The following is a 20,480-nucleotide window of genomic DNA, read 5'->3' on the forward strand; positions in this document are numbered from 1 at the left end:
AAAAAGCTGATAACTGCACATATTGCGCATTTGAGAGCAGGATCACGGTTGTTTCTACTGTAAATCGTTATCTTGCCGCCAACAAAAATCGACAGGCAAAGACCTGTCGGCAGCGGTAACGACTTTTATCGCCCGCGACGGTGAAAAGTCTTTAGTGAATTACCCGGCGCTGTGCCTTGGTAATGAACGCAATAAACAACCAGGGGGACGCCAAAACATCCCCGCAAGCAACACCTGATTCTTACCGCAAGCGTTGCCTGAATAGGACGTTTGACGGTTTAACCTTAAGTTTTGCCTTTTAATTTTAAATTCGTGTTCACTTCGGAGATATTTATGGACACTACACAGACCGGCACAATTGCCTCTGCGGCCTCGGGCTCCAGCAGTACCTGGCGTAAAACGGATACCATGTGGATGTTGGGCCTGTACGGCACCGCCATCGGCGCAGGCGTCCTGTTCTTGCCCATCAACGCCGGCATCGGCGGTTTGATTCCTCTGATCATCATGGCCATCATCGCTTTCCCGATGACCTTCTTTGCCCACCGCGGTCTGTGCCGTTTCGTTCTGTCCGGCAAAAATCCCGGTGAAGACATCACCGCCGTGGTGGAAGAGCACTTCGGTATCACCGCCGGTAAACTGATTACTCTGCTGTACTTCTTCGCCATCTACCCGATTCTGTTGGTTTACAGCGTGGCGATCACCAACACCGTCGACAGCTTCATCACCCACCAGTTGGGCATGACATCGCCGCCGCGCGCCATTCTGTCGCTGATCCTGATCGTCGGCCTGATGACCATCGTGCGCTTCGGTGAGCAGGCCATCGTGAAAACCATGAGCATCCTGGTCTTCCCGTTCGTCGCAGTGCTGATGCTGCTGGCGGTGTATCTGATCCCTAACTGGACCGGCGCCATCTTCGAAAACGTGTCGCTGTCCGGCAGCGGTACCGGCATGGGTCACGGCCTGATCATGACCCTGTGGCTGGCGATCCCGGTGATGGTGTTCTCCTTCAACCACTCGCCGATCATCTCCGCCTTCGCCGTCGCCAAACGCGAAGAGTACGGCGCAGACGCCGAGAAGAAATGCTCCCGCATTCTGGCTTACGCACACATCATGATGGTGCTGACCGTGATGTTCTTCGTGTTCAGCTGCGTGCTGAGCCTGACGCCCGAAAACCTGGCGGAAGCCAAGGCGCAGAACATCTCGATTCTGTCTTACCTGGCTAACCACTTTAACAACCCGATGATCGAGTACATCGCGCCGGTTATCGCCTTCGTCGCCATCACCAAATCGTTCCTGGGCCACTACCTGGGCGCCCGTGAAGGCTTCAACGGCCTGGTCGCCAAGTCGATGAAGAGCCGCGGCAAAACCGTCAGCACCGCCAAGCTGAACCGCATGACCGCTATCTTCATGCTGGTGACCACCTGGATCGTCGCCACCCTGAACCCGAGCATCCTGGGCATGATCGAAACCCTGGGTGGCCCAATCATCGCCATGCTGCTGTTCCTGATGCCGATGTACGCCATCCGTAAAGTGCCTGCCATGCGCAAGTACAGCGGCCACATCAGCAACGTGTTTGTGGTTGTGATGGGTCTGATCGCCATCTCTGCTATCGTGTTCAGCCTGCTCGGCTAATCACGTCCGGCCGGCGCCGCTGCGCGCCGGCCCTCCCGCACTGCCCCCATTTCCCGTATTCACCGCCTGAAACCTGAAGAAGGAGGCGAGACCATGGTCAGCGTTTTCGATATTTTCAAAATTGGCATCGGCCCATCCAGCTCCCACACCGTTGGCCCGATGAAGGCCGGCAAACAGTTCGTCGACGATCTGATCGCCCACCAGCAGCTGCAGGACACTACCCGCGTGGTGGTCGACGTGTACGGTTCGCTGTCGTTGACCGGTAAAGGCCACCACACCGACATCGCCATCATCATGGGCTTGGCCGGCAACCTGCCGCACGACGTGGACATCGACAGCATTCCGGGCTTTATCCGCGACGTCGAACAGCGCGGCCGCCTGCCGCTGGCCAACGGCCATCACGAGGTGGATTTCCCGCTGCACGGCGGCATGAACTTCCACAGCGACAACCTGCCGCTGCACGAGAACGGCATGCGCATCCGCGCCTTCGCCGGTGAGCGCCTGCTGCACAGCAAAACCTATTACTCGATCGGCGGCGGTTTCATCGTCGACGAAGAGCACTTCGGCCAGTCCGCCGAGGGCGCCACGCCGGTGCCCTACCCGTTCAAATCGGCGCACGATCTGCAGCAGCATTGCAAAGAGACCGGGCTGTCGTTGTCCGGCCTGGTGATGCAGAACGAACTGGCGCTGCGCAGCAAAGCGGATATCGACGCGCACTTCGCCGACGTCTGGCAGGTGATGAGCGCCGGTATCGAGCGCGGCATCAACACCGAAGGCTTGCTGCCCGGCCCGATGAAGGTGCCGCGCCGCGCCGCCGCGCTGCGCCGCATTCTGGTGACCGGAGACAAGAACAATATCGACCCGATGAACGTGGTCGATTGGATCAACATGTTCGCGCTGGCGGTCAACGAAGAGAACGCCGCCGGTGGCCGCGTGGTCACCGCGCCGACCAACGGCGCCTGCGGCATCATCCCTGCGGTACTGGCCTACTACGACAAGTTCATCCGCCCGGTGAATGCCAACTCCTACACCCGCTATTTCCTGGCGTCCGGGGTGATTGGTGCGCTGTACAAGATGAACGCCTCGATCTCCGGCGCCGAAGTGGGCTGCCAGGGGGAAGTGGGCGTGGCCTGTTCAATGGCGGCGGCCGGGTTGACCGAGCTGCTGGGCGGCAGCCCGGCGCAGGTGTGTATCGCGGCGGAGATCGCCATGGAGCACCATTTGGGGCTGACCTGCGATCCGCTCGCCGGCCAGGTTCAGGTGCCCTGCATCGAACGCAACGCCATTTCCGCCGTCAAGGCAGTCAATGCCGCGCGCATGGCGATGCGCCGCACCAGCGAGCCGCGGGTTTGTCTGGATAAGGTGATCGAAACCATGTACGAAACCGGCAAAGACATGAACGCCAAATACCGCGAAACCTCCCAGGGCGGGCTGGCGATCAAGGTCGTGGCCTGTAACTGATCGCCACGGCGAGGCACTAAAGGCGCCGGCCGGTCTGACTTGGCCGGCGCCGTTTCAATAGCGATTCTTTCCTGCCGCAACGCCCACCTGAATGCCGGCTCGCCCCCCCACAGCCCCGGGACGAGCGCTGTGCCGCAGCCAACCGTAAAGTTCGGCATTACGCCGGAATCCCATTTTGCGCATCACGCTCATCTTGTGGTTGCTGACGGTTTTCACGCTGATGTCCAGCATCCGGGCGATTTGCGTCACCCCCATCTCGCGCGTCATACAGCGCATGATCTCCTGTTCGCGCAGCGTCAGGCCGCGGTGCTGGCATATGCAGTTCCTGCCACAACCCGGCCGGTTTGGCCATTTGCTGCGCCGCTCCAGCTCGGCGCTCACCTGATACAGCGCCGAAACCAACGGCATATCGTGGTAGATGACGCCGGCCTCCAGCGCGCAGCGGTTACCGACGGTGCGTTTATGCCGTCCCTCCGGCGTTCGCAACGAGAAATACAGCGTTTTGCGCCCCGCGGTCTGCGCCTCAAAGAAGTGACAAAAGCAGCTTTGCACGCCGGGAGGAAAATAGCAGAACACCAGATCGGCTTCGTGAACCTGCTGCGCATCCAGTAACAGCGTACGCTTGCCGTAAGTGCTGAAATGCAGCGCCAGGGCCTCCTGCCAACCGGCGCTGAAGTAACGGTTTTCATCAAATAGCGCGATTTTTATCATCGTGTTCATCCCTGCCTCCCCGCCGTTCCGGCTTCCCGTTTAACCGCCTGGGCACCCTTTGCCGGCGCCTGACTGTTGTCGATGCGTAATTCATAAATCATGGTGGCGTTAGGTGGCACTTTCGGCGGATAGCCGGTTTCGCCGTAGGCCAGCGCTGGCGGCACGACCATCGTCAGCGATCCGTGGTTGTGCAGGTGGCTTATCGCCTCCCGAAACAGCGGCGGATACTCGGACAACGGTTGCGACAGCACCTTGCCGCTCAGTTCCATATCCTGGATCACCGTACCGTCGGTCAACGTCTCCTTCACGACCACATCAACCACCGTCGTTGGCGCCAGCGCGCCCTCCCCGGCGTAATCCACCCGATACCAGAAGCCCATCGCCGATTGCTTTACGTCCTTTTGTTGACTGAACTGCGTCAGGTAATCTTCATCACGCCGCCGCTGTTCGTTAACGCGTTTCTCACGCGCGGCCACGGCGTTGGCATCCGCTTGCGCCGTCAGCGCATTCAGTTCATCCGGCGGCAACCGCAAACGCCCCGAGACGCTATCGATGACGCCCGCCAACAGGCTGTCGCGATCCACCGGCACGCCCCAACTTTGACGCTCCGCCACTACCCCCTGAATGTCCCGCCCCAGCGCACTGCCCGCCGCATAGGACAGACGCTTGCGATCATCCTTCAACTGCTCCGGCGTCATCTCCCATTGCAGCCGCTTACGCAACGCCAGCAGGTCTTCGCGCGCCTGCTGAGTCGCCTTCTGCTCACCGGCCCGCTTCTGCTCGCTTTCTTCCAACGCGGCGCGCAGAGCGTTCAACGCCTCCTGGTGCTCGCGTTGGCGTTGTGCAAGCGTCTGTGCCGATGCCTGCGCGGCAGACTCAAGTTCGGTGACGCGCCGTTCGGCCTGCGCCGCCGTCGCTCTGCTTTGGGCGGTTTCCTGCGTCGCCTGACGCAGCAGCGCCTCGGCGCGCTGCGCGTCGGGCGAGCCGCGCCAGGCGGCGCCCAGCCCGGCGATCCACTTTTGCAGCGTTGACGAATCGGGCAACGTCGCGACGGATGGCGTCGCTTTCTCCGCCCGCAACGCGGCGAGTTCCTGGCGCAACATCGTCAGTTCCATTCGCTGGCGCGCCAGCTGTTGGTCACGCGCCAATAATTCCTGGGTCAGCGTAAAAGCTTTGGCCGGTGAGGCTGGCTTATTGTTGTCCGACGAGCGCTTCGCGGGCTCACGCTTTTTTTGCCCCGACTCGCGGTCGACTGGCGCCGCTTTTTCGTTCGTCGGCACGATGTTTTGCCGTTGATACTGCTCGGCAAACTGCAGCAGCGCCGGCACGCCGTCGTCCGCCAGCGCGACGCCGGAGAACAGCAGAGCGACGCAGCCCAGCAGGCGCAGCCTCATTTAATCTGCTCCCCACGATCCGCCAAGCCGGTCAACACCGCCTGATTCACCCCGGCGCACAGATAGTTGACCTTGTAGCGATACAGCGCATCCACCGTCTCCTGCGTGTCGCCGTTTACCCTGGCGCGCAAGCTGGCGTACTGCGAGGCGCCGCTCATCAGGCTGTCGAAGGCCTGCTTATAGCGCTGATACTGTTTCTCGTCGATCGCGCGCAATGCGCCCAGTTGCTGCTGGCACTGCTGCAGCTGTTCGGCCTCACGCTGCTTGCGCAAAGCCTCTTCTGACGGTGGTTGCACAACCTGATTTTTAGTGTTCACGGCGGGCTTGCCCGACTTTTGGCTTTGGCAAGCGGCGGCGCTCAACGCCAACAGGCACAGCAGCCCCATGCGCAGGGCGTGATTGACGTGCTTTCTCATCATTGCGTTTCTTGTCCTTGTAGACGCTTATTCGTATTCCAACGTAAAAGTGGCCACCGCGCTGAAGGTGCCGCGGCCGATGGACTTCGTCTGGATAGCCTCCGGTTCCCCTTGCACATAGGCCTGCAGCGTAAGCGTGGTGTTGCCGGCACTCAGGCGGAATTTATCGCTGGCGCGATTGAGCGGCAGCGCCTTGCCGCTGCTGTCTTCCAGCCCGATGCCGATCCCCGACGCCAGGCTGCCGGCATCCAATGCCAACAGGCCGGGCAGTTTGGCGTTCTCGGTGCCGGTAAACGTGATAGCCACCGTATTGCCCAGGCTGAGATCGCACTCGGTCAGGTGCAATGCGAAGGTTTGACTGTGGGAGCGGGTGTTCAGATACAGGTATTTGTCGACGATGGTGCCGAAATCCAGCGGAATGTCCTCATCCCCTGGCTGAATGACGCACGGCTCGGCCACCAGCGTGCCGTGAAAGCGCATGTTTTCCGCCGCAGTCGCCGACTGCGCCATTATGCCGGCCGCCATGACCATGCCAGCCCCCAACAGCGCGCTCCGGCGCCGGTTCGTCTCTGTCGCGCGCATGACGCCACTCCCTTTGGTTGTGCTTGCGCCGACCGGGCGCAAGCGGCGTATTAGTCGTAGTAAAGCCGGAAATCGATCGCCGCACGGTAAGCGCCGGCGCTCAGCGTCGCCGGGGTGCGCACCGGCGTCACCGTATACGTCAGGGTGTTTTGTCCCGGCGTCAGCAATACCGGTTTGTTACGCGCGCCGAGGCGCACAGACAGGCCGCTGGCATCCGTCAGCTGCAACCCCAACCCGGTGACGCCGGCAACCCTGACCAACCCCGGCGCGTCGTCATCCGTCGGCGCGGCAAACGCCACGGACACCGCAGGCTGGCTGCCGCTCCAGGCCAGCACCCCGGTCCAGGCGTCGCGGCTGCTCGCCGGCGCCCGCAGACAGTCTTTCAGCGTCAGCTCGAACGCCACCGGCGTGCCGCGATCGCCCGGGCGCTGGAAGTGCGCCGTTCCCGTCTCACCCAACCACACTTCCTGACGAGCGGTGGTCATTTCCAGGCTGCAGGCGCTTTCCGTCAACGCGCCGTAGACGTGGAGCGTGCCGTTCGCCCCCTCCACGTCCCAGTTGTCCACCGCGCGGGCCGGCGGCATCAGCATCAGCATCGTGCCCGCCGTCAGCGGCACCATCAGCGCGGCCAACACCGTCAGGCCGATAGTGCGTCGCTGATGACGTTCATAGGCCTTTCCCAACAGCATGGGGATCTTTCGTTGCATGATTCGTTCACTCCGCTGTGTTCATGACTCGGTCTTCCCTGCTTGCGCGCGGCTCGTCATTTGGCGACCGGCACGACCTGGCAGGCACTGCCGGCGCAGCGGAAGTTCAACTGCGGCCGCCCGCCGTAATCGTTGATGTACGCCAGCGACGGACCGTTGCCGAGGCTCGCGGCGGGCACGTTCAGCGGGGCGCTGGCCTTCGGCGCCACCATCAACGGTTCAAAGCCGGCCGCCCCTTTGCCGCCCTTGCCGGCGCTCGCCTCAACGATCGTCACGTAATACGGGGTCGGGTTGTTCACCACATACTTGTCACCCTGCCGGGTCAGCGTCAGCTGCTCCTGCCACGGCGCCGCGTTCTTCTTCGGGGCGAGCGCCGCCGGGCGATAAAACATTTTGATGCGGGTCTGCAACGCTATCTGCAGCGTGTTCGGCTTATTGCTGCGCGGCGGGATTTCCCGCAGGTTGAAGTAATACAGCGTCTCCCGGTCCTGCGGCAGCTGACGCGCCGCCGGCAGCGACTGGATCTTCACCTGGCTCGGTTTGCCCGGCTCCACCCGCTGCACCGGCGGCAGCACGGTGAAGGGGCTTTGGATCTTGTTGCCGCGATCGTCTTCTATCCATCCCTGCGCCAGATACGGCAACTGTTTGTTCTGGTTACTGATGTTGAGACTGACCGTTTTCAGGTCGCCGTCGAAAATCACGCGCGTGCGATCCAGCGCGATAGCCGCATGAGCGGGCAGGCCGACCGCGCCGAGCGTCAATGCGGCGGCGAGCGGGCCCACAAGGGAAACGGTCTTTCTGGTCATAGTCAGATTCATCATGTCTTCACGGTTCCAGTCGGCCGAAGGCGGGCAATCCCGCCCCGGCGGTTTAGCGGCGGAGCGCACTCCGCCGGGTGTAAGTCAGTTGGCGTCAGCCGCCGGCTTGTTGCCGGCAAGAGGACGGCAAGGCAGCAGCAGCGTGTTCATCAGCAATTCGGCCGGCAGCGGCGCCGGCAACTGGATTTCACACTGCGCCGCGCCGTTCCAATGCACGCGCATGCGCTCGCCGGGGTTGAGGCCGGACAGGTAAACGCTGCCGCCGTCATTGATGATGCCGGTCTCCTGTTTGCGGGCATTCAGCACCGTGGCGCCGAACGGCGGCTCGCTGCCGTCCGCCAGTTTGACGATCGCCATCGCCTTCTCGCCGGCTATCACCTCAAACTTGCGGTAGCCGATGGCCCCCTCGGTCAACGTGGCCTGCACCACGGAACGCGTCGCCTCGACGTTGTCGCTCAGGCTGTTGAGATCGATGCTGGCCTTGTTGCGGTAGTAGCTGTTTACATCCGCCACCACCGCTTTGCCGTAACGGTTGGTCAGCACCGTACTGCCGTAGCCGCGCACCGGCACGCCGGCGACGCCTTCGGTATCCAGCAGCAAGCGCGTGCCGCCCGGCGTATTGACCCGGTGCAGCACCGCCCCTTCCGCCGCCATCGTCAGGCCGCCCTGCGCGCCGATGCCGACAGCGCTGTAACGGCCGGCCTGGTAGCTGGCGTTGGCGTTGATCTGCGCCATATCGCCCTGATGGCTGTAATAGCCGCTGGCCGTCGCCCCGCTGCGCGCTGCGCCGGCGCTGATCTGATAGTTGTTGTGTTCATCGACCCGGTTGTAGTAACCGACCCGATGGGCGTTCTCTTCGCGATCGAGCGTCATGTTGTAACTGAGCGTCCCGGCGCTGCCCCAGGGCAGCGACAGCGACAGGTACATCCCGTCGTCATTGCGCTCGTTGTAACGGTTGCGATAGGCCGACAGCGATACGCTGACGTTCTTGAAATCGCCGATATCGAAGTAGCGCGATACCATCAGGTTGTAACGATCGTTCGGCGCCCGATCCCAGTAGGTTTGGTGGCTGTAGTTGAGATAGGTGCTGAGCCCCAGATCGCGGAACTGTTTGTTGAAGGTGATGGTGTACATCTCCTTGCTCTTGCCGCTGCGTCCCCCTTCGTAACGCGCATCGAGGTAGTCCCCCATGCTCATGAAGTCCTCCTGGGAGAAGCGGTAGCCGGCGAAGGTGATCTGGCTGTCGTACTGGTCGAAGTTCTTCGAATAGCTCAACCGGTACGAACCACCGGTCAGAGCGCCCTCCTGCGGCAAGCGCGCACGCGACTGCGTGGCATCGAACGACAACGCCCCCAGCGCCATCAGATCGCGCCCGATCCCCAGCGACAGCGCGTTGTAATCGCCACCGGCGATGCCCCCGCCGTACAGCGACCAGCCGTTGCTGATGCCCCAGGAGAACTCACCGGTGCCGAACATCGGCCCGCGCAGGTGATGCCCCCACTCCGACGGCTTGCCCGTCGCCAGCTTGTAACGCACCGTACCCGGTCGCGTCAGATAAGGGATGTTGGCGGTATTCATCTTGAACGCCTGCACGCTGCCGTCTTGCTCTTCGACGCGTACGTCCAGATCGCCGGAAACCGCGTCGTTGATGTCCTGAATGCGGAATGGCCCCGCCGCCACCTGCGTCTCATACAGCACGCGCCCCTGTTGGCTGACCACCACCTTGGCGTTGGTTTTCGCCACGCCCGTCACTTCCGGCGCATAGCCGCGCAGGTTGGGCGGCAACATGCTGTCGTCGGATCGCAGACTGACGCCGGTAAAGCGCAGGCTGTCGAAAATGTCGGAGTTCAGATAATCCTCCCCCATCGTCAGCCGCGAGCGCAGCGCCGGAATAGCCCGGTAGGCGTAATAGCGGCTCCAGTCGAACTGTTTGTCGGTCGACTGAGAAGAACCGGTCTGATGGCTGAGATTAGCCTGCCAGTCGGCGCGTAGACGCCAGGCGCCCAGATTGGCGCCGCCGGTGCCGTTGCCGCTCAGGCTGTAACTGCTGCCGCCTTTCTGATGTTTTTGTGTTTGAGCATTGACGTTATAGTCAAACAGCAGCCCGGGAATACCGTCATCCCAGCGCGAAGGCGGGTCCCAGTTTTCCGAGCTGTATTCCAGATAGGCCTGAGGAATGTTGAGGTACAGCGAGGAGCTGGCAAGATCGCCGCGGGCTTCCATCCCTGCCAGGCTGGAGGCGTCAAGGCAACGGCCGCCGTGCGTCCAGTTCAGCGTACTTAACAGTTTTTCTTTCAGCCCCAGTTGGTTGACCAACTCCGGCGAAAGACAGGCTTCGCTGCCTTTAGGATCGTTCTCGGGCGCCATAAACGTCACCGGCTGTTCCGCCAGATCGTTCTTATTGACGTGCACCACCATGGTATAAACGCCCGGCATGATGTAGCCGCTGCGCGTAAATTGGCTCAGATCGATATTTTTACGATCGTTGATGTCCAAGACGTCAGTATTGAATTGAATAACGTCGGCGGCATAAACCAACGCGATCGGATTTCCCAGAGAAAGGGCGACACAAAGCCCCAAGGCCTGAAGACGAAATAACTTCCCTGCCGGTGAAAGCATAATAAAGTCCTTTCAATAACGAATTAACCGTCAGTACGAAAAAAAATCAAAAATAATCCAGCTTAAAACGCACTGTGGAAAAATACGCTCCCACCTTCAACGGCTGGTGATTCGGCATTAACGTCATGGAATAATTCAGCACTCGGTTGCCCGGTATTATTCCCTCCATCGGCAACGGCTCCCCTGGAATAACCGGCCTGCCGCGGCTGTCTTTTATCTTCAATGCGATGCCGCGCGCATCGCCCTGTACGCCAAACAAAGCGCCTTCCGCCAAACCATCAAACGTGACCTGAAAGAATTTCCAATCAGGCTTGTTTTCCGGACGTTCCAAAATGCAATTAACCAATTCAATACTGAAAGGTTTAGTCATTCCCTGGCCGTCACGAATGATCTGTCCGATAGGAAGCGTGTCCATATCGATTGTCTGATCGCGGCTGCCGGCGGCAATGGCGCAGGCAGTGTCGATAATGGCGCCGTGCATACTGACTTTGCCCCACCCCTGTGCGGCGGAAATTGCACTGCCGGGCGCAAACGCCAACGACGCCAAAAGAACGGCACTCGCCCGATTCCTTGAAAAAAACATCGCGACATTCCTTTGACACAGAGAGTCACCAGGCATGCGGCGTGCCCCATGCCTGGTTGATTAGGCCTGCGGTCTCACTTACTGATAAGCCAGAGTGAAGTCGGCTACGGCGGTGAAATCGCCCGGAACGATGGCTGCGGAAGCGCCTTCACCCTGCAGGTAAGCGGCGAAGTTCAGGCTGTTGTTGCCAGTATTCAGCGTCTGTGCTGCAGTCGCCTGACCCAGTTTGATCGGCTGGCCGCCATAAGTGATTGCTACGCCGGCGCCGCTGGCGGTCCCCGCGATACCCAACAGATCTTTGTTGGTTGACGACGCAATGCCGCTGAAGGTGGTTTTAACGGTTTTCAGCGTAGTGGTATCACACTGCTCCAGCTTGATTTCAAACGGACGCGGGTTGGATTTGCCGCCGTTTTTCAACGCCACGTTAGAAACCTGGCCCAGATCTACGGTCTGATCGATCGACTCGGGTGCAATAGAGCATGGCGCATCAATAATAGAACCCGTGAAGGTCACTTTACCGTGTCCCTGATCGGCTGCCTGTGCAAAAGAACTTGCGCCAAATGCAATCACTGCAGCCATCATGATTTTGTTAAGTTTCATAGAACCTATATTCCTTATAAGAAAAAATGCATATTCCAATCAAGAAAAAGAGCAACAGGAAATCTGCTCGCGCTTATATATGCGCAGCCCTGATTCTTTAGCATCTTGCTGGTTGGTTAACTGCCAAAACCAAAGAAACCGACAATAGATACGTCGATAACGGCAAGTCTGCAGCGGTCTACCCATTAATGAATCCGTCATATAAAAATAAACGAAATCACAACAAGCAGAGACCAATACTTTCTAATCCGCCCTTCTTGTCTGGCGGTGAATATTCTGGCAAATGCCCACCAGCAAAAAAAGTCTTTTTTTGATCAAGACGAACATTCGCAATTTATTTCCTAATTAAAGTTAATTTAGTGTTATTTTTAGGCTCATAGATCGTAAAAAATACTTTTATAGTGCAATATCCTGTTTTTCTCTGTTTCACAATTAATCAGATCGCAAAGCCGCCATTTGTGAATATAATAAACCAAAACTTTAGGTTTCTGCGTGACACTCCCCCAGCCTGCAAACAGGTAGAAACGGAGTGGGAAACCCCTTTTTTTCAATCCTGATAAATAGATAGGATTTTTCTTGATTCGCGATTTACCTCGTTATTGGTAGGCAGTGAAACTTTGTTTTTTCTTAGGAATACAGCAATCGAAATACAGAGGAAGTGCTATGGAAGCGTTATCTCCAAAACAAAAGGAAATACGGCAATTGCAGCACGATCTGCTGCAAACATTATTCGCGCAGTCGCCCCGTCAATGTCCCGACACCGGACTGCCACCTCAGCATCTGTGGTTGTCTACCCGGCAACTGGCCAACGCCGTCAACGTCGGCGTTTACCGCGCCCGGCTACTGCTGTTGGAACTCGTCGCCAAACAAGAAGTGCTCGTAACGGACGGCTCCATCAACAACTCGTTGAGGTGGTACCCCACCGCCCTACTGCCAGCTGACAACAAGGAAATATCAGGAATAGATGCGCCTTATTCTCATTTAACGGAATAACGCCGGCACAGTCAGCCTAATTAGCCTTATTTCGTGGCGGCACCTAGCCAAATGACACTATATAATCGGGATATTATTGTGAGAAAAACAACCATCCTATTTTTACAACACTGCCTGGCATTATCTTTTTTCGTCCTCATTGGTAACGCCAATGCATTTACCTGTAAAACCTCCGACGGCGGGAACATTGGTCAGGGTGGTTCAATGACGCCGGTCGACGTCAGGGTAAAGATAGGCCCTGAATTGTCCATCGGGAAAAATGAAATCGTCAACGTCAGCCAGGTGACCTGTAAAAACGACGTCGCCAACTGGAAAGATATTTTACTCACCGGCAGCCCGGCGTTGACGATGAACACCGCCATTTTCGGTACGCTTGCCAACGGTATGACAATCAACGGCACCGACTACTTATCCCCGATCCAATCAGGTATCCAGGTGATGACGATTACCGGCCTAAACAGTGCCAGCATTTCCATCAGGGTTTACATCGTGCTCAACCGTTCGCCGACGCAGGATATCAAGGTGAACAAGGGCGACGTCATCGGCCAAATCAACTTTGAACAAAAAAATGACCAGTCAGGTTGCCCAAAATGTGGGCCTTATCGGTGGCGCCTGATCGCCGACAACGACGCCTACTTCGTCACCACCAGTTGCACTATCAACAACGGCCAGCAGATTAACGTCGACTTCGGTCAGATCCGCCAGGACTTTCTCACGCAGAGCGCCATCGACGCCCAAATCAAACAGGACAAGGCGCTCAGCTACCGGTGTGACGATCAGAGCGCGACACAAGACATTTTGGTTCGCATGGTCAGCGATGCCAGCGGCTTCTCCAGCGATTTCATCAAGACCTCCAATCCTAATGTCGGCGTAGCCATGGTGCACAATGGCGCGGTGGTGAAACCCAACAATACGTTCAGAACGCGCATCGTCAACGGGCTGGGCAACGACACCGTCACCTTTGTGCCAGTGAAGAACAATGTGCCTTACACCAGCATCGCCACCGGTCCGATGTCAGGCTCGGCCACGCTGATCTTCAGCGCACCTTGAGACGGGAGCCAGAATGAACATGACGAGGAAAACGCGTTGCGCTCTGCTGTTTACGCTGGGTGTGATCAGCGCCGCCCCCCAGGCCGCCGACCAGGGCACCAAGGTCAGTATCACCGCCACCGTGGTGGCGCCTCCGCCTTGCGTGATCAACGACGGGCGCACCATCGATATCGACTTTGGCAAGGTCGGCATCAAACGTATCGACGGTAATCGCTATATGCAACGCATCGATTACAGCATCAAGTGTGAGTTTCTGGATAACAGCCGCCAGCTGAAAATGAAGATCATGGGCAGCGCGGCGGCCTTTGACAGCAGCGTGTTGAACAGCAGCGTCAATGGGCTGGGCATCAAACTGCTGGCCAACGGCAAGGCTTTCGCCATCAATACGCCGCTGAACATCGATTACGCCAATCCGCCGACGCTTGATGCGGTGCCGGTGAAAAACAGCGCCGTCACCCTGGCGGAAGGTGACTTCTCCAGCGGAGCCACCATGCTGGTGGACTATTTCTGAAACGCCACGGATGCTGAAAATGAAAAAGCCGCAACGGAAGGTTGCGGCTTTTTCAGGAACCGCACGCGACGATGCGGCAGCGGTGTCAGGGCATTCAGCCGAAGATCCCGCCGAACCACTGGCTCAGCTTCATCATCACCATATCCCAGATGCGGCTGAAGAAGTTGCCCTCTTTCACCTCTTGCATCGCCACCAGCGGGTGCTGCTCGATGGTTTTGCCGTCCAGCTGGAAATCGATGGTGCCGACCACCTGGTTTTTCGCCAGCGGCGCTTCCAGCGTCGGTTGGGTCAGCTTGTAGCTGGCCTTCAGGTTTTTCATCTGCCCTTTCGGAATGGTGACCGAGGCGTCTTTCGCCACGCCGAGCGGCACTTCGCTGACGTCGCCGAACCACACTTTCTGGGTGACGAACGGCTTATCGGCCTTGATCGGCGTCGCGGTTTCATAGAAACGGAAGCCCCAGGTCAGCAGCTTTTCGCTTTCGCTAAAGCGCACGCGATCGCTCGGCGCGCCTAAAACCACCGAGATCAGACGCATCGGGCCGTCGGTGGCGGACGCCACCAGGTTGTGGCCGGCGCCGCTGGTGTAACCGGTCTTGATGCCGTCGACGTTCAGGTTGCTGCTCCACAGCAGACGGTTGCGGTTAATCTGGCGGATCTTGTTAAAGGTGAACTCTTTCTCTTTATGCAGCGCGTATTCGTCCGGCACGTCGCGGATCAGCGCCTGGCTCAGCAGCGCCATGTCGCGCGCGGTGCTGTACTGCCCTTCCGCATCCAGACCGTGCACCGTCAGGAAGTGGGTATTCTGCAGCCCCAGAGACTTGGCGTAGTTGTTCATCAGGCCGACGAACGAATCCTGGCTGCCCGCCACGTAGTCCGCCAGCGCGATGCTGGCGTCGTTGCCGGACTGGATCACGATGCCCTTATTCAGTTCCAGCACCGGCACCTGATCGCCCGGCTTGATGAACATCAGCGAAGAGCCGCGCAGCGCCGGGTTACCGGGCGCCCAGGCGTCTTTGCCGACGGTGACCATGTCTTCCGGCTTGATCTTGCCGGCCTTGATCGCCTGGCCGATCACGTAGCTGGACATGATCTTGGTCAGGCTGGCGGGATCGAGACGCGTATCGGCATTGCCTTCGGTCAGCACTTTACCGCTGTTGTAATCCATCAGAATGAAGGCCTTGGCGTCTACCTGCGGCGGCGCCGGCGGCTCGGCCGCGTGCACGGCCGGGGCGGCCAGCAACAGGATGCCTACGCTGAAGGTCAGTTTTTTCAGGGAAGTGGATAAGTTTTTTTTCATCATGACGTCGCCAGAGTGTCCATTCAAAACCATTGAAATAGCGTTAACTTTCAAACATGTTCACGTTTTAAGCCAACCAGCGAGAGTGGCCCGGTGCGCGCGTGCCGGCTGCAACCCCCTGCGGCGCCCGTAATGGGTAACGCAACGCACCGAAAATGCCCTTGCTGTGAGTTTATGTGATTTATCTTATTTTTGCAGGGTTTAGCGTGAATTTTCAGCATTTTTACATAACTGTACGCAGGCACGCACTTATCGTTCAAAAAAGCATCGCGACGCGCATTTTCGCATCTACCCACGGCTACACGGCCAAGCATCTGCACCGCTAAACATCTGCGCTTCCATACGTCTAAAAAAGATTAATATATTCCATAATGGCATATAGAACCGCTATTTGTTCTTTTTAAAGCGCTTATCCTCAGCGCTATCATCCGCACAACGACTTTTATACCGAATAATCCTGGAGATGAGTCATGGCGATCCCCCATTCCGTCATCGAGATGATTGGCAATACCCCGATGTTGGAACTGACCCAGTTTGATATCGGCCCGTGCCGGCTGTTCGTCAAGCTGGAGAACCAAAACCCCGGCGGTTCGATCAAAGACCGCGTGGCACTGTCGATGATCGAGCAGGCCGAGCGCGACGGCAAACTGCAGCCAGGAGGCACCATCATCGAAGCCACCGCCGGCAATACCGGCCTGGGGTTGGCGCTGGTGGCGGCGCTGAAAGGCTATAAGCTGCTGCTGGTGGTGCCGGACAAAATGAGCCGCGAGAAGATCTTCCACCTGCGCGCGCTGGGGGTAGAGGTGCTGCTGACCCGTTCGGACGTCGGCAAGGGGCACCCGGCTTACTACCAGGATTACGCCAAACGCCTGGCGGAAGAGATCCCCGGCGCCTTTTATATCGATCAGTTCAACAACCCCGCCAACCCGGCGGCCCATACCACCACCACGGCGCCCGAACTGTGGCGGCAGATGGAGCATGACGTGGACGCCATCGTGGTCGGCGTCGGTTCCGGCGGCACGCTGGGCGGGCTGAGCCGCTATTTCGCCGAGGTTTCGCCGCAGACGGAATTCGTGCTGGCTGACCCTGCCGGCTCTATTCTGGCGGACTATCTCGACCACGGCCAAATCGGCGAAGCCGGCAGTTGGCTGGTGGAAGGCATCGGCGAAGACTTCGTCCCGCCGCTCAGCGACTTTGACCAGGTGCGCAACGCTTACCGCATCGGCGACGCCGAAGCCTTCACCACCGCGCGCGAGCTGCTGCGCAAGGAAGGCGTGCTGGCGGGATCGTCCACCGGCACCCTGCTGGCCGCCGCATTGCGTTACTGCCGCGCACAGACCGAACCCAAGCGGGTAGTGACCTTCGTCTGCGACAGCGGCAACAAATACCTGTCTAAAATGTATAACGATCACTGGATGCTGGAACAGGGCCTGCTGAGCAAGCCACAGCACGGCGATCTGCGCGATCTGATCGCCTACCGCCACGACGAGGGCGCCGCCGTTTCCGCCGCGCCGGACGACACGTTGGCGATCGTGCACGCCCGCATGCGGCTGTACGACATCTCGCAGCTGCCGGTGCTGGAAGGCGATCGGGTGGTCGGTTTGATCGATGAGTGGGATCTGCTGAACGCCGTCCAGGCCGACGCCGCCCACTTCAGCCTGCCGGCCGGCAGCGCGATGACCAAACAGGTTCATACGCTGCAAAAGGAAGCCGGCTACGAGGAATTACAGGCCACCTTCAACCATGGCCACGTCGCGGTGGTGCTCGACGGCGAGCGCTTCCTCGGCCTGATTACCCGCACAGACGTGCTTAACGCCTGGCGCCAAAAATTACGTTAATAAGGACCCATTATGGCCAAGTTTGATACGTTGACCGTTCACGCCGGTTACACCCCGGATGCGACCGGCGCAGTGATGCCGGCGATTTACGCCACCTCTACCTACGCCCAACCGGCGCCGGGCGAGCATACCGGCTATGAGTATTCCCGCAGCGCCAACCCGACGCGCACCGCGCTGGAAAGCGCCATCGCCGAACTGGAAGGCGGCAGCCGCGGTTACGCCTTCGCCTCCGGCCTGGCGGCCTGCTCCACGGTGCTGGAGCTGCTCGATAAAGACAGCCACCTGATCGCGGTGGACGACCTGTACGGCGGCACCTATCGCCTGCTGGAAAAAGTGCGCAGCCGCACCGCCGGCCTGCGCGTCACCTACGTGGCGCCGGCGGATCTCGCCGGGCTGGAACAGGCGATCGAGCCGGACACTAAAATGATCTGGGTCGAAACGCCGACCAACCCGCTGCTCAAGCTGGCGGATCTGAGCGCCATCGCCGCGATCGCCAAAAAGCACCAGCTCATCAGCGTGGCGGACAACACCTTCGCCTCGCCGTATCTGCAACGCCCGCTGGATCTGGGCTTTGACGTGGTGGTGCACTCCGCCACCAAATACCTCAACGGCCACTCCGACGTGGTGGCCGGCGTCGCGGCGGTGGGCGATAACCCGGCGCTGGCGGAACAGCTCGGTTTCCTGCAAAACGCGGTCGGCGGCATTCTCGATCCGTTCAGCAGCTTCCTGACGCTGCGCGGCGTCCGCACCCTGGCGCTGCGCATGCAGCGCCACAGCGACAGCGCGCTGCGCATCGCCCAGTGGCTGGAGAGCCAGCCGCAGGTGGAAAACGTCTACTATCCCGGCCTGCCGAGCCACCCGCAGCACGAGCTGGCGGCGCGCCAGATGACGCGCTTCGGCGGCATGATCTCGGTACGGCTGAAAGGCGACGACGCCTATGCGCGCCGGGTCATCCAGCGTTCGCGCCTGTTCACCCTGGCGGAAAGCCTGGGCGGCGTGGAAAGCCTGATCAGCCAGCCGTTCAGCATGACGCACGCCTCCATTCCGCTGGAACAGCGCCTGGCAACCGGCATCACGCCGCAGCTGGTGCGCCTGTCGGTGGGGATTGAGGATGTGGAAGATCTGATCGCCGATCTGCAGCAGGCGCTGGCGGAATAATCGCCGCATCAGCGCTCGATCAGCCCGGCCGACGCGCCGGGCTTTTTTACGCCCGGCGTTCAGAGGCCGATGACGTCCTGATAAAAACGGTGTGCCACATCGGGGTGAGAGCGGATGCGGCCTTTCAGGTAGTTATACCCCACATCGCGCAGCAGCGGATTGAGCGGATCGCTGGCCGGGCCGCGCGCCTGCGCCGCCAGCTGCGGCGGCAGTTGGTACAGCGGCACCACCGCGTCCAGACGCGCGCCGAGGAAGAACGCAATCGATAATCTGTCACTCCCCGCCGGCGGCGTTTCCACCCGGTGCACCGTGGCGCGCAGATAGCCGTTGGTCGCCAGCTCCAGCAGCTCGCCGATGTTCACTACGAAGGTATCTTCACGCGGCTGCGCGTCTATCCATTGCCCCTCGCTGACCTCCACCTGCAGCCCTTTTTGCGCGTCCTGCAGCAGGAAGCTGAGAAAACCGGAGTCCTTGTGCGCGCCGACGCCCTGTGCGCTGGCGGTGGCGTCCCGCCCCGGGTAGCGGATCAGTTTGATGTGCTCGTTGGGCTTCTCGCCGTATAAGCGATCGAAAGCCTGCTCCGGCAGCGAAAGTGCCAACGCGAAAGCGCGCAGCAGCCGCAGCGACATGGCGGTCATCGCCTGTTGCCACTCCAGCAGCAGCGGTTTCAGCGCCGGCAGCGCCGCCGGCCACTGGTTTGGCCCCTGCAGACGCGCCCAGCGCGGCGTGTCGTCAGCCAGCGTCAGCGCCGGGCGTTCAGCGCCGATATCGAACTGCTCGCGCCAGTCAGGCTGCCCGCGCGTGAGTTCCGCCGCCGCCCGGTTGTAACCGCGAAAGTGCGGCGAATGCACCATCTGCACCGCCAGCTTGTCGGCTTCCGGCAGGGCGAAAAATTGTCGCGCGGCGTGCTGCAACCGCGCATTCAACGCGCCGTCCACGCCGTGACCGCGCAGATAGAAGAAACCGACGTCGCGCGCCGCCGCGCGCAAATCGTCAAGAAAAGCGCGCCGCCGGTGCGCATCACCGTCAAGCTGCGAAAGATCCAGCAGCGGCAACGTCTTCAGCGTCGTCAGGTGCGTCATCATGCGGTTCCTCTTCTTCCCCGATTACGATCGGGCTGCCGTACAGGCGAATAATCAACATTAACCCTCCCCAGCGGGTGGCTGCATTTGCCCCATAGTTACCACCGCGCTCGCCGGGGCGGCCAATATTGTTGCGTTCTAAGATATGCAAACGTTCAACAAACTGTCGCAAAACCGTCATCAATGTTTCTTATGCTCTGCGCAATTTCGCCGACGCCGCTGGCTGGCGACGTGCGCTATCCGCTATCCTGTAAACGACCTCATACCCTGCCTGCCGGAGAAATACTGATGGATTTAGCCTTATTCGACCTGGATGAAACCCTGATTGACGATGACAGCGCCAGCCTGTGGATCCGCTGGCTGGTCGGCCAGGGGTTCGCGCCGGCGGAGCTGGAACTGCAGGAGCAGCAACTGATGCAGCTCTATTATCAGGGCAAGCTGTCGATGGAGGACTACATGCAGGCCACGCTGGCGCCGCTGACCGGCCTGAGCGTGCAAACCGTGGCCGGCTGGGTGCAACGCTACATCCGGCGCGACATCCTGCCGCGCGTCTATCCCGCCGCCCGTGAACGCCTGCAGTGGCACCGCGAACGCGGCGACTGCATCCTGGTGATCTCCGCCACCGGCGAACACCTGGTGGCGCCGATCGCCGAACAGCTCGGCGCCGACGATGCGCTGGCGATCGGCGTGGAAATCAGCGACGGCCGCTTCACCGGCAACACCTACGGCACCATGACCTATCAACAGGGCAAGGTGATCCGCCTGCAGCACTGGCTGGCGCAGCACCCGCACCTGAAGTTCGAGCACAGCCACGGCTACAGCGACTCTCTCAACGACAAGGCGATGCTGCAATTCGTCGACAGCGCCACGGTGATCAATCCCGACAGCGAACTGAGCGCGCTGGCGGCGGAGCACGGTTGGGAAGTGTGCCGCTGGGAGCGTTGAGCGGCAGACAAAAAATGCCCTGCGGTGTGACAAAAAGCGCATTGTGGCGTAGGTATTAAGGGTCTTTAATCCGCTAACGGAGT

General features: G+C 59.8%; 20 protein-coding genes. 8 read left to right on the forward strand and 12 right to left on the reverse strand.

Annotation, left to right across the window (positions count from 1 at the left end):
• Positions 1-333: 333 nt before the first annotated feature.
• Together AC2CGQ_RS11490 and AC2CGQ_RS11495 are read left to right on the forward strand one after the other, a co-directional pair.
• On the forward strand, positions 334-1,632 hold the full coding sequence (locus AC2CGQ_RS11490; protein WP_004938697.1) for an HAAAP family serine/threonine permease: 1,299 nt from the start codon (positions 334-336) through the stop codon (positions 1,630-1,632).
• A 93-nt stretch (positions 1,633-1,725) separates the two neighbouring features.
• Positions 1,726-3,093, forward strand: a complete 1,368-nt coding sequence (locus AC2CGQ_RS11495; protein ID WP_004938700.1) for an L-serine ammonia-lyase — start codon at positions 1,726-1,728, stop codon at positions 3,091-3,093.
• A 54-nt stretch (positions 3,094-3,147) separates the two neighbouring features.
• Here AC2CGQ_RS11495 and AC2CGQ_RS11500 read toward each other — a convergent pair whose 3' ends face one another.
• The 9 genes from AC2CGQ_RS11500 to AC2CGQ_RS11540 form a co-directional block, all read right to left on the reverse strand.
• Complete coding sequence (locus AC2CGQ_RS11500) at positions 3,148-3,813, reverse strand: helix-turn-helix domain-containing protein (protein ID WP_103085744.1); 666 nt, start codon at positions 3,811-3,813, stop codon at positions 3,148-3,150.
• Entirely contained in the window at positions 3,810-5,198 is a 1,389-nt protein-coding gene (locus AC2CGQ_RS11505; RefSeq protein ID WP_099982698.1) for an FKBP-type peptidyl-prolyl cis-trans isomerase N-terminal domain-containing protein, read from the reverse strand. The genes AC2CGQ_RS11500 and AC2CGQ_RS11505 overlap by 4 nt, the downstream gene beginning before the upstream one ends.
• On the reverse strand, positions 5,195-5,617 hold the full coding sequence (locus AC2CGQ_RS11510; RefSeq protein WP_033645816.1) for a hypothetical protein: 423 nt from the start codon (positions 5,615-5,617) through the stop codon (positions 5,195-5,197). The genes AC2CGQ_RS11505 and AC2CGQ_RS11510 overlap by 4 nt, the downstream gene beginning before the upstream one ends.
• Positions 5,618-5,641: 24 nt before the next feature.
• Entirely contained in the window at positions 5,642-6,196 is a 555-nt protein-coding gene (locus tag AC2CGQ_RS11515; RefSeq protein ID WP_004938719.1) for a fimbrial protein, read from the reverse strand.
• Between the two features lie 50 nt (positions 6,197-6,246).
• Positions 6,247-6,885, reverse strand: coding sequence for a fimbrial protein (locus AC2CGQ_RS11520; RefSeq protein WP_076740409.1), 639 nt, complete (start codon positions 6,883-6,885; stop codon positions 6,247-6,249).
• Positions 6,886-6,959: 74 nt separating this feature from the next.
• Positions 6,960-7,724, reverse strand: coding sequence for a fimbria/pilus periplasmic chaperone (locus AC2CGQ_RS11525; protein ID WP_015377275.1), 765 nt, complete (start codon positions 7,722-7,724; stop codon positions 6,960-6,962).
• Positions 7,725-7,805: 81 nt separating this feature from the next.
• The gene (locus AC2CGQ_RS11530; protein WP_484593675.1) at positions 7,806-10,340 is read right to left on the reverse strand and encodes an outer membrane usher protein; all 2,535 of its coding nucleotides are present in this window, start codon (positions 10,338-10,340) and stop codon (positions 7,806-7,808) included.
• A 46-nt stretch (positions 10,341-10,386) separates the two neighbouring features.
• Positions 10,387-10,923 (reverse strand): fimbrial protein, encoded by a 537-nt coding sequence (locus AC2CGQ_RS11535; RefSeq protein ID WP_015377273.1) that lies wholly within the window; start codon positions 10,921-10,923, stop codon positions 10,387-10,389.
• Between the two features lie 78 nt (positions 10,924-11,001).
• Positions 11,002-11,523: a fimbrial protein gene (locus AC2CGQ_RS11540; RefSeq protein WP_004938731.1), complete on the reverse strand. Its 522-nt coding sequence runs from the start codon at positions 11,521-11,523 to the stop codon at positions 11,002-11,004.
• A gap of 663 nt (positions 11,524-12,186) precedes the next feature.
• Here AC2CGQ_RS11540 and AC2CGQ_RS11545 point away from each other — a divergent pair.
• From AC2CGQ_RS11545 to AC2CGQ_RS11555, 3 genes are all read left to right on the forward strand, one after another.
• Positions 12,187-12,516, forward strand: coding sequence for a hypothetical protein (locus AC2CGQ_RS11545; RefSeq protein WP_075684364.1), 330 nt, complete (start codon positions 12,187-12,189; stop codon positions 12,514-12,516).
• 243 nt (positions 12,517-12,759) lie between these two features.
• Entirely contained in the window at positions 12,760-13,566 is an 807-nt protein-coding gene (locus tag AC2CGQ_RS11550) for a fimbrial protein (RefSeq protein WP_021504374.1), read from the forward strand.
• Between the two features lie 19 nt (positions 13,567-13,585).
• Positions 13,586-14,077 (forward strand): fimbrial protein, encoded by a 492-nt coding sequence (locus tag AC2CGQ_RS11555; protein WP_226882947.1) that lies wholly within the window; start codon positions 13,586-13,588, stop codon positions 14,075-14,077.
• Between the two features lie 94 nt (positions 14,078-14,171).
• Here AC2CGQ_RS11555 and AC2CGQ_RS11560 read toward each other — a convergent pair whose 3' ends face one another.
• A complete protein-coding gene (locus AC2CGQ_RS11560) occupies positions 14,172-15,377 on the reverse strand; it encodes a serine hydrolase (protein ID WP_015377270.1) in 1,206 nt (401 codons plus the stop codon).
• A gap of 467 nt (positions 15,378-15,844) precedes the next feature.
• On the opposite strand from AC2CGQ_RS11560, the gene AC2CGQ_RS11565 reads away from it, so the two are divergent.
• Both AC2CGQ_RS11565 and AC2CGQ_RS11570 read left to right on the forward strand, forming a co-directional pair.
• Entirely contained in the window at positions 15,845-17,212 is a 1,368-nt protein-coding gene (locus AC2CGQ_RS11565) for a pyridoxal-phosphate dependent enzyme (RefSeq protein WP_075684362.1), read from the forward strand.
• 12 nt (positions 17,213-17,224) lie between these two features.
• Positions 17,225-18,370: a trans-sulfuration enzyme family protein gene (locus tag AC2CGQ_RS11570; protein ID WP_015377268.1), complete on the forward strand. Its 1,146-nt coding sequence runs from the start codon at positions 17,225-17,227 to the stop codon at positions 18,368-18,370.
• Positions 18,371-18,429: 59 nt separating this feature from the next.
• Here the strand turns inward: AC2CGQ_RS11570 and AC2CGQ_RS11575 are convergent, their stop codons facing one another.
• Both AC2CGQ_RS11575 and AC2CGQ_RS11580 read right to left on the reverse strand, forming a co-directional pair.
• Entirely contained in the window at positions 18,430-19,452 is a 1,023-nt protein-coding gene (locus AC2CGQ_RS11575) for an isopenicillin N synthase family dioxygenase (protein ID WP_166445521.1), read from the reverse strand.
• The gene (locus AC2CGQ_RS11580) at positions 19,397-19,633 is read right to left on the reverse strand and encodes a hypothetical protein (protein ID WP_099982696.1); all 237 of its coding nucleotides are present in this window, start codon (positions 19,631-19,633) and stop codon (positions 19,397-19,399) included. Before AC2CGQ_RS11580 ends, AC2CGQ_RS11575 begins: the two co-directional genes overlap by 56 nt.
• 107 nt (positions 19,634-19,740) lie before the next feature.
• Here AC2CGQ_RS11580 and AC2CGQ_RS11585 point away from each other — a divergent pair, with 107 nt between their 5' ends.
• On the forward strand, positions 19,741-20,397 hold the full coding sequence (locus AC2CGQ_RS11585; protein WP_004938759.1) for an HAD family hydrolase: 657 nt from the start codon (positions 19,741-19,743) through the stop codon (positions 20,395-20,397).
• The last annotated feature ends 83 nt before the right edge of the window (positions 20,398-20,480 follow it).

It is taken from the genome of Serratia sp. DFXYC6 (genome assembly GCF_057196085.1).

Coding starts and splice junctions, on each gene's coding strand:
- AC2CGQ_RS11490 (WP_004938697.1), top strand. CDS start 334: ATGGACACTACACAGACCGGCACAATTGCCTCTGCGGCCTCGGGCTCC.
- AC2CGQ_RS11495 (WP_004938700.1), top strand. CDS start 1,726: ATGGTCAGCGTTTTCGATATTTTCAAAATTGGCATCGGCCCATCCAGC.
- AC2CGQ_RS11500 (WP_103085744.1), bottom strand. CDS start 3,813: ATGAACACGATGATAAAAATCGCGCTATTTGATGAAAACCGTTACTTC.
- AC2CGQ_RS11505 (WP_099982698.1), bottom strand. CDS start 5,198: ATGAGGCTGCGCCTGCTGGGCTGCGTCGCTCTGCTGTTCTCCGGCGTC.
- AC2CGQ_RS11510 (WP_033645816.1), bottom strand. CDS start 5,617: ATGATGAGAAAGCACGTCAATCACGCCCTGCGCATGGGGCTGCTGTGC.
- AC2CGQ_RS11515 (WP_004938719.1), bottom strand. CDS start 6,196: ATGCGCGCGACAGAGACGAACCGGCGCCGGAGCGCGCTGTTGGGGGCT.
- AC2CGQ_RS11520 (WP_076740409.1), bottom strand. CDS start 6,885: ATGCTGTTGGGAAAGGCCTATGAACGTCATCAGCGACGCACTATCGGC.
- AC2CGQ_RS11525 (WP_015377275.1), bottom strand. CDS start 7,724: ATGATGAATCTGACTATGACCAGAAAGACCGTTTCCCTTGTGGGCCCG.
- AC2CGQ_RS11530 (WP_484593675.1), bottom strand. CDS start 10,340: ATGCTTTCACCGGCAGGGAAGTTATTTCGTCTTCAGGCCTTGGGGCTT.
- AC2CGQ_RS11535 (WP_015377273.1), bottom strand. CDS start 10,923: ATGTTTTTTTCAAGGAATCGGGCGAGTGCCGTTCTTTTGGCGTCGTTG.
- AC2CGQ_RS11540 (WP_004938731.1), bottom strand. CDS start 11,523: ATGAAACTTAACAAAATCATGATGGCTGCAGTGATTGCATTTGGCGCA.
- AC2CGQ_RS11545 (WP_075684364.1), top strand. CDS start 12,187: ATGGAAGCGTTATCTCCAAAACAAAAGGAAATACGGCAATTGCAGCAC.
- AC2CGQ_RS11555 (WP_226882947.1), top strand. CDS start 13,586: ATGACGAGGAAAACGCGTTGCGCTCTGCTGTTTACGCTGGGTGTGATC.
- AC2CGQ_RS11560 (WP_015377270.1), bottom strand. CDS start 15,377: ATGATGAAAAAAAACTTATCCACTTCCCTGAAAAAACTGACCTTCAGC.
- AC2CGQ_RS11565 (WP_075684362.1), top strand. CDS start 15,845: ATGGCGATCCCCCATTCCGTCATCGAGATGATTGGCAATACCCCGATG.
- AC2CGQ_RS11570 (WP_015377268.1), top strand. CDS start 17,225: ATGGCCAAGTTTGATACGTTGACCGTTCACGCCGGTTACACCCCGGAT.
- AC2CGQ_RS11575 (WP_166445521.1), bottom strand. CDS start 19,452: ATGACGCACCTGACGACGCTGAAGACGTTGCCGCTGCTGGATCTTTCG.
- AC2CGQ_RS11580 (WP_099982696.1), bottom strand. CDS start 19,633: ATGACGGTTTTGCGACAGTTTGTTGAACGTTTGCATATCTTAGAACGC.
- AC2CGQ_RS11585 (WP_004938759.1), top strand. CDS start 19,741: ATGGATTTAGCCTTATTCGACCTGGATGAAACCCTGATTGACGATGAC.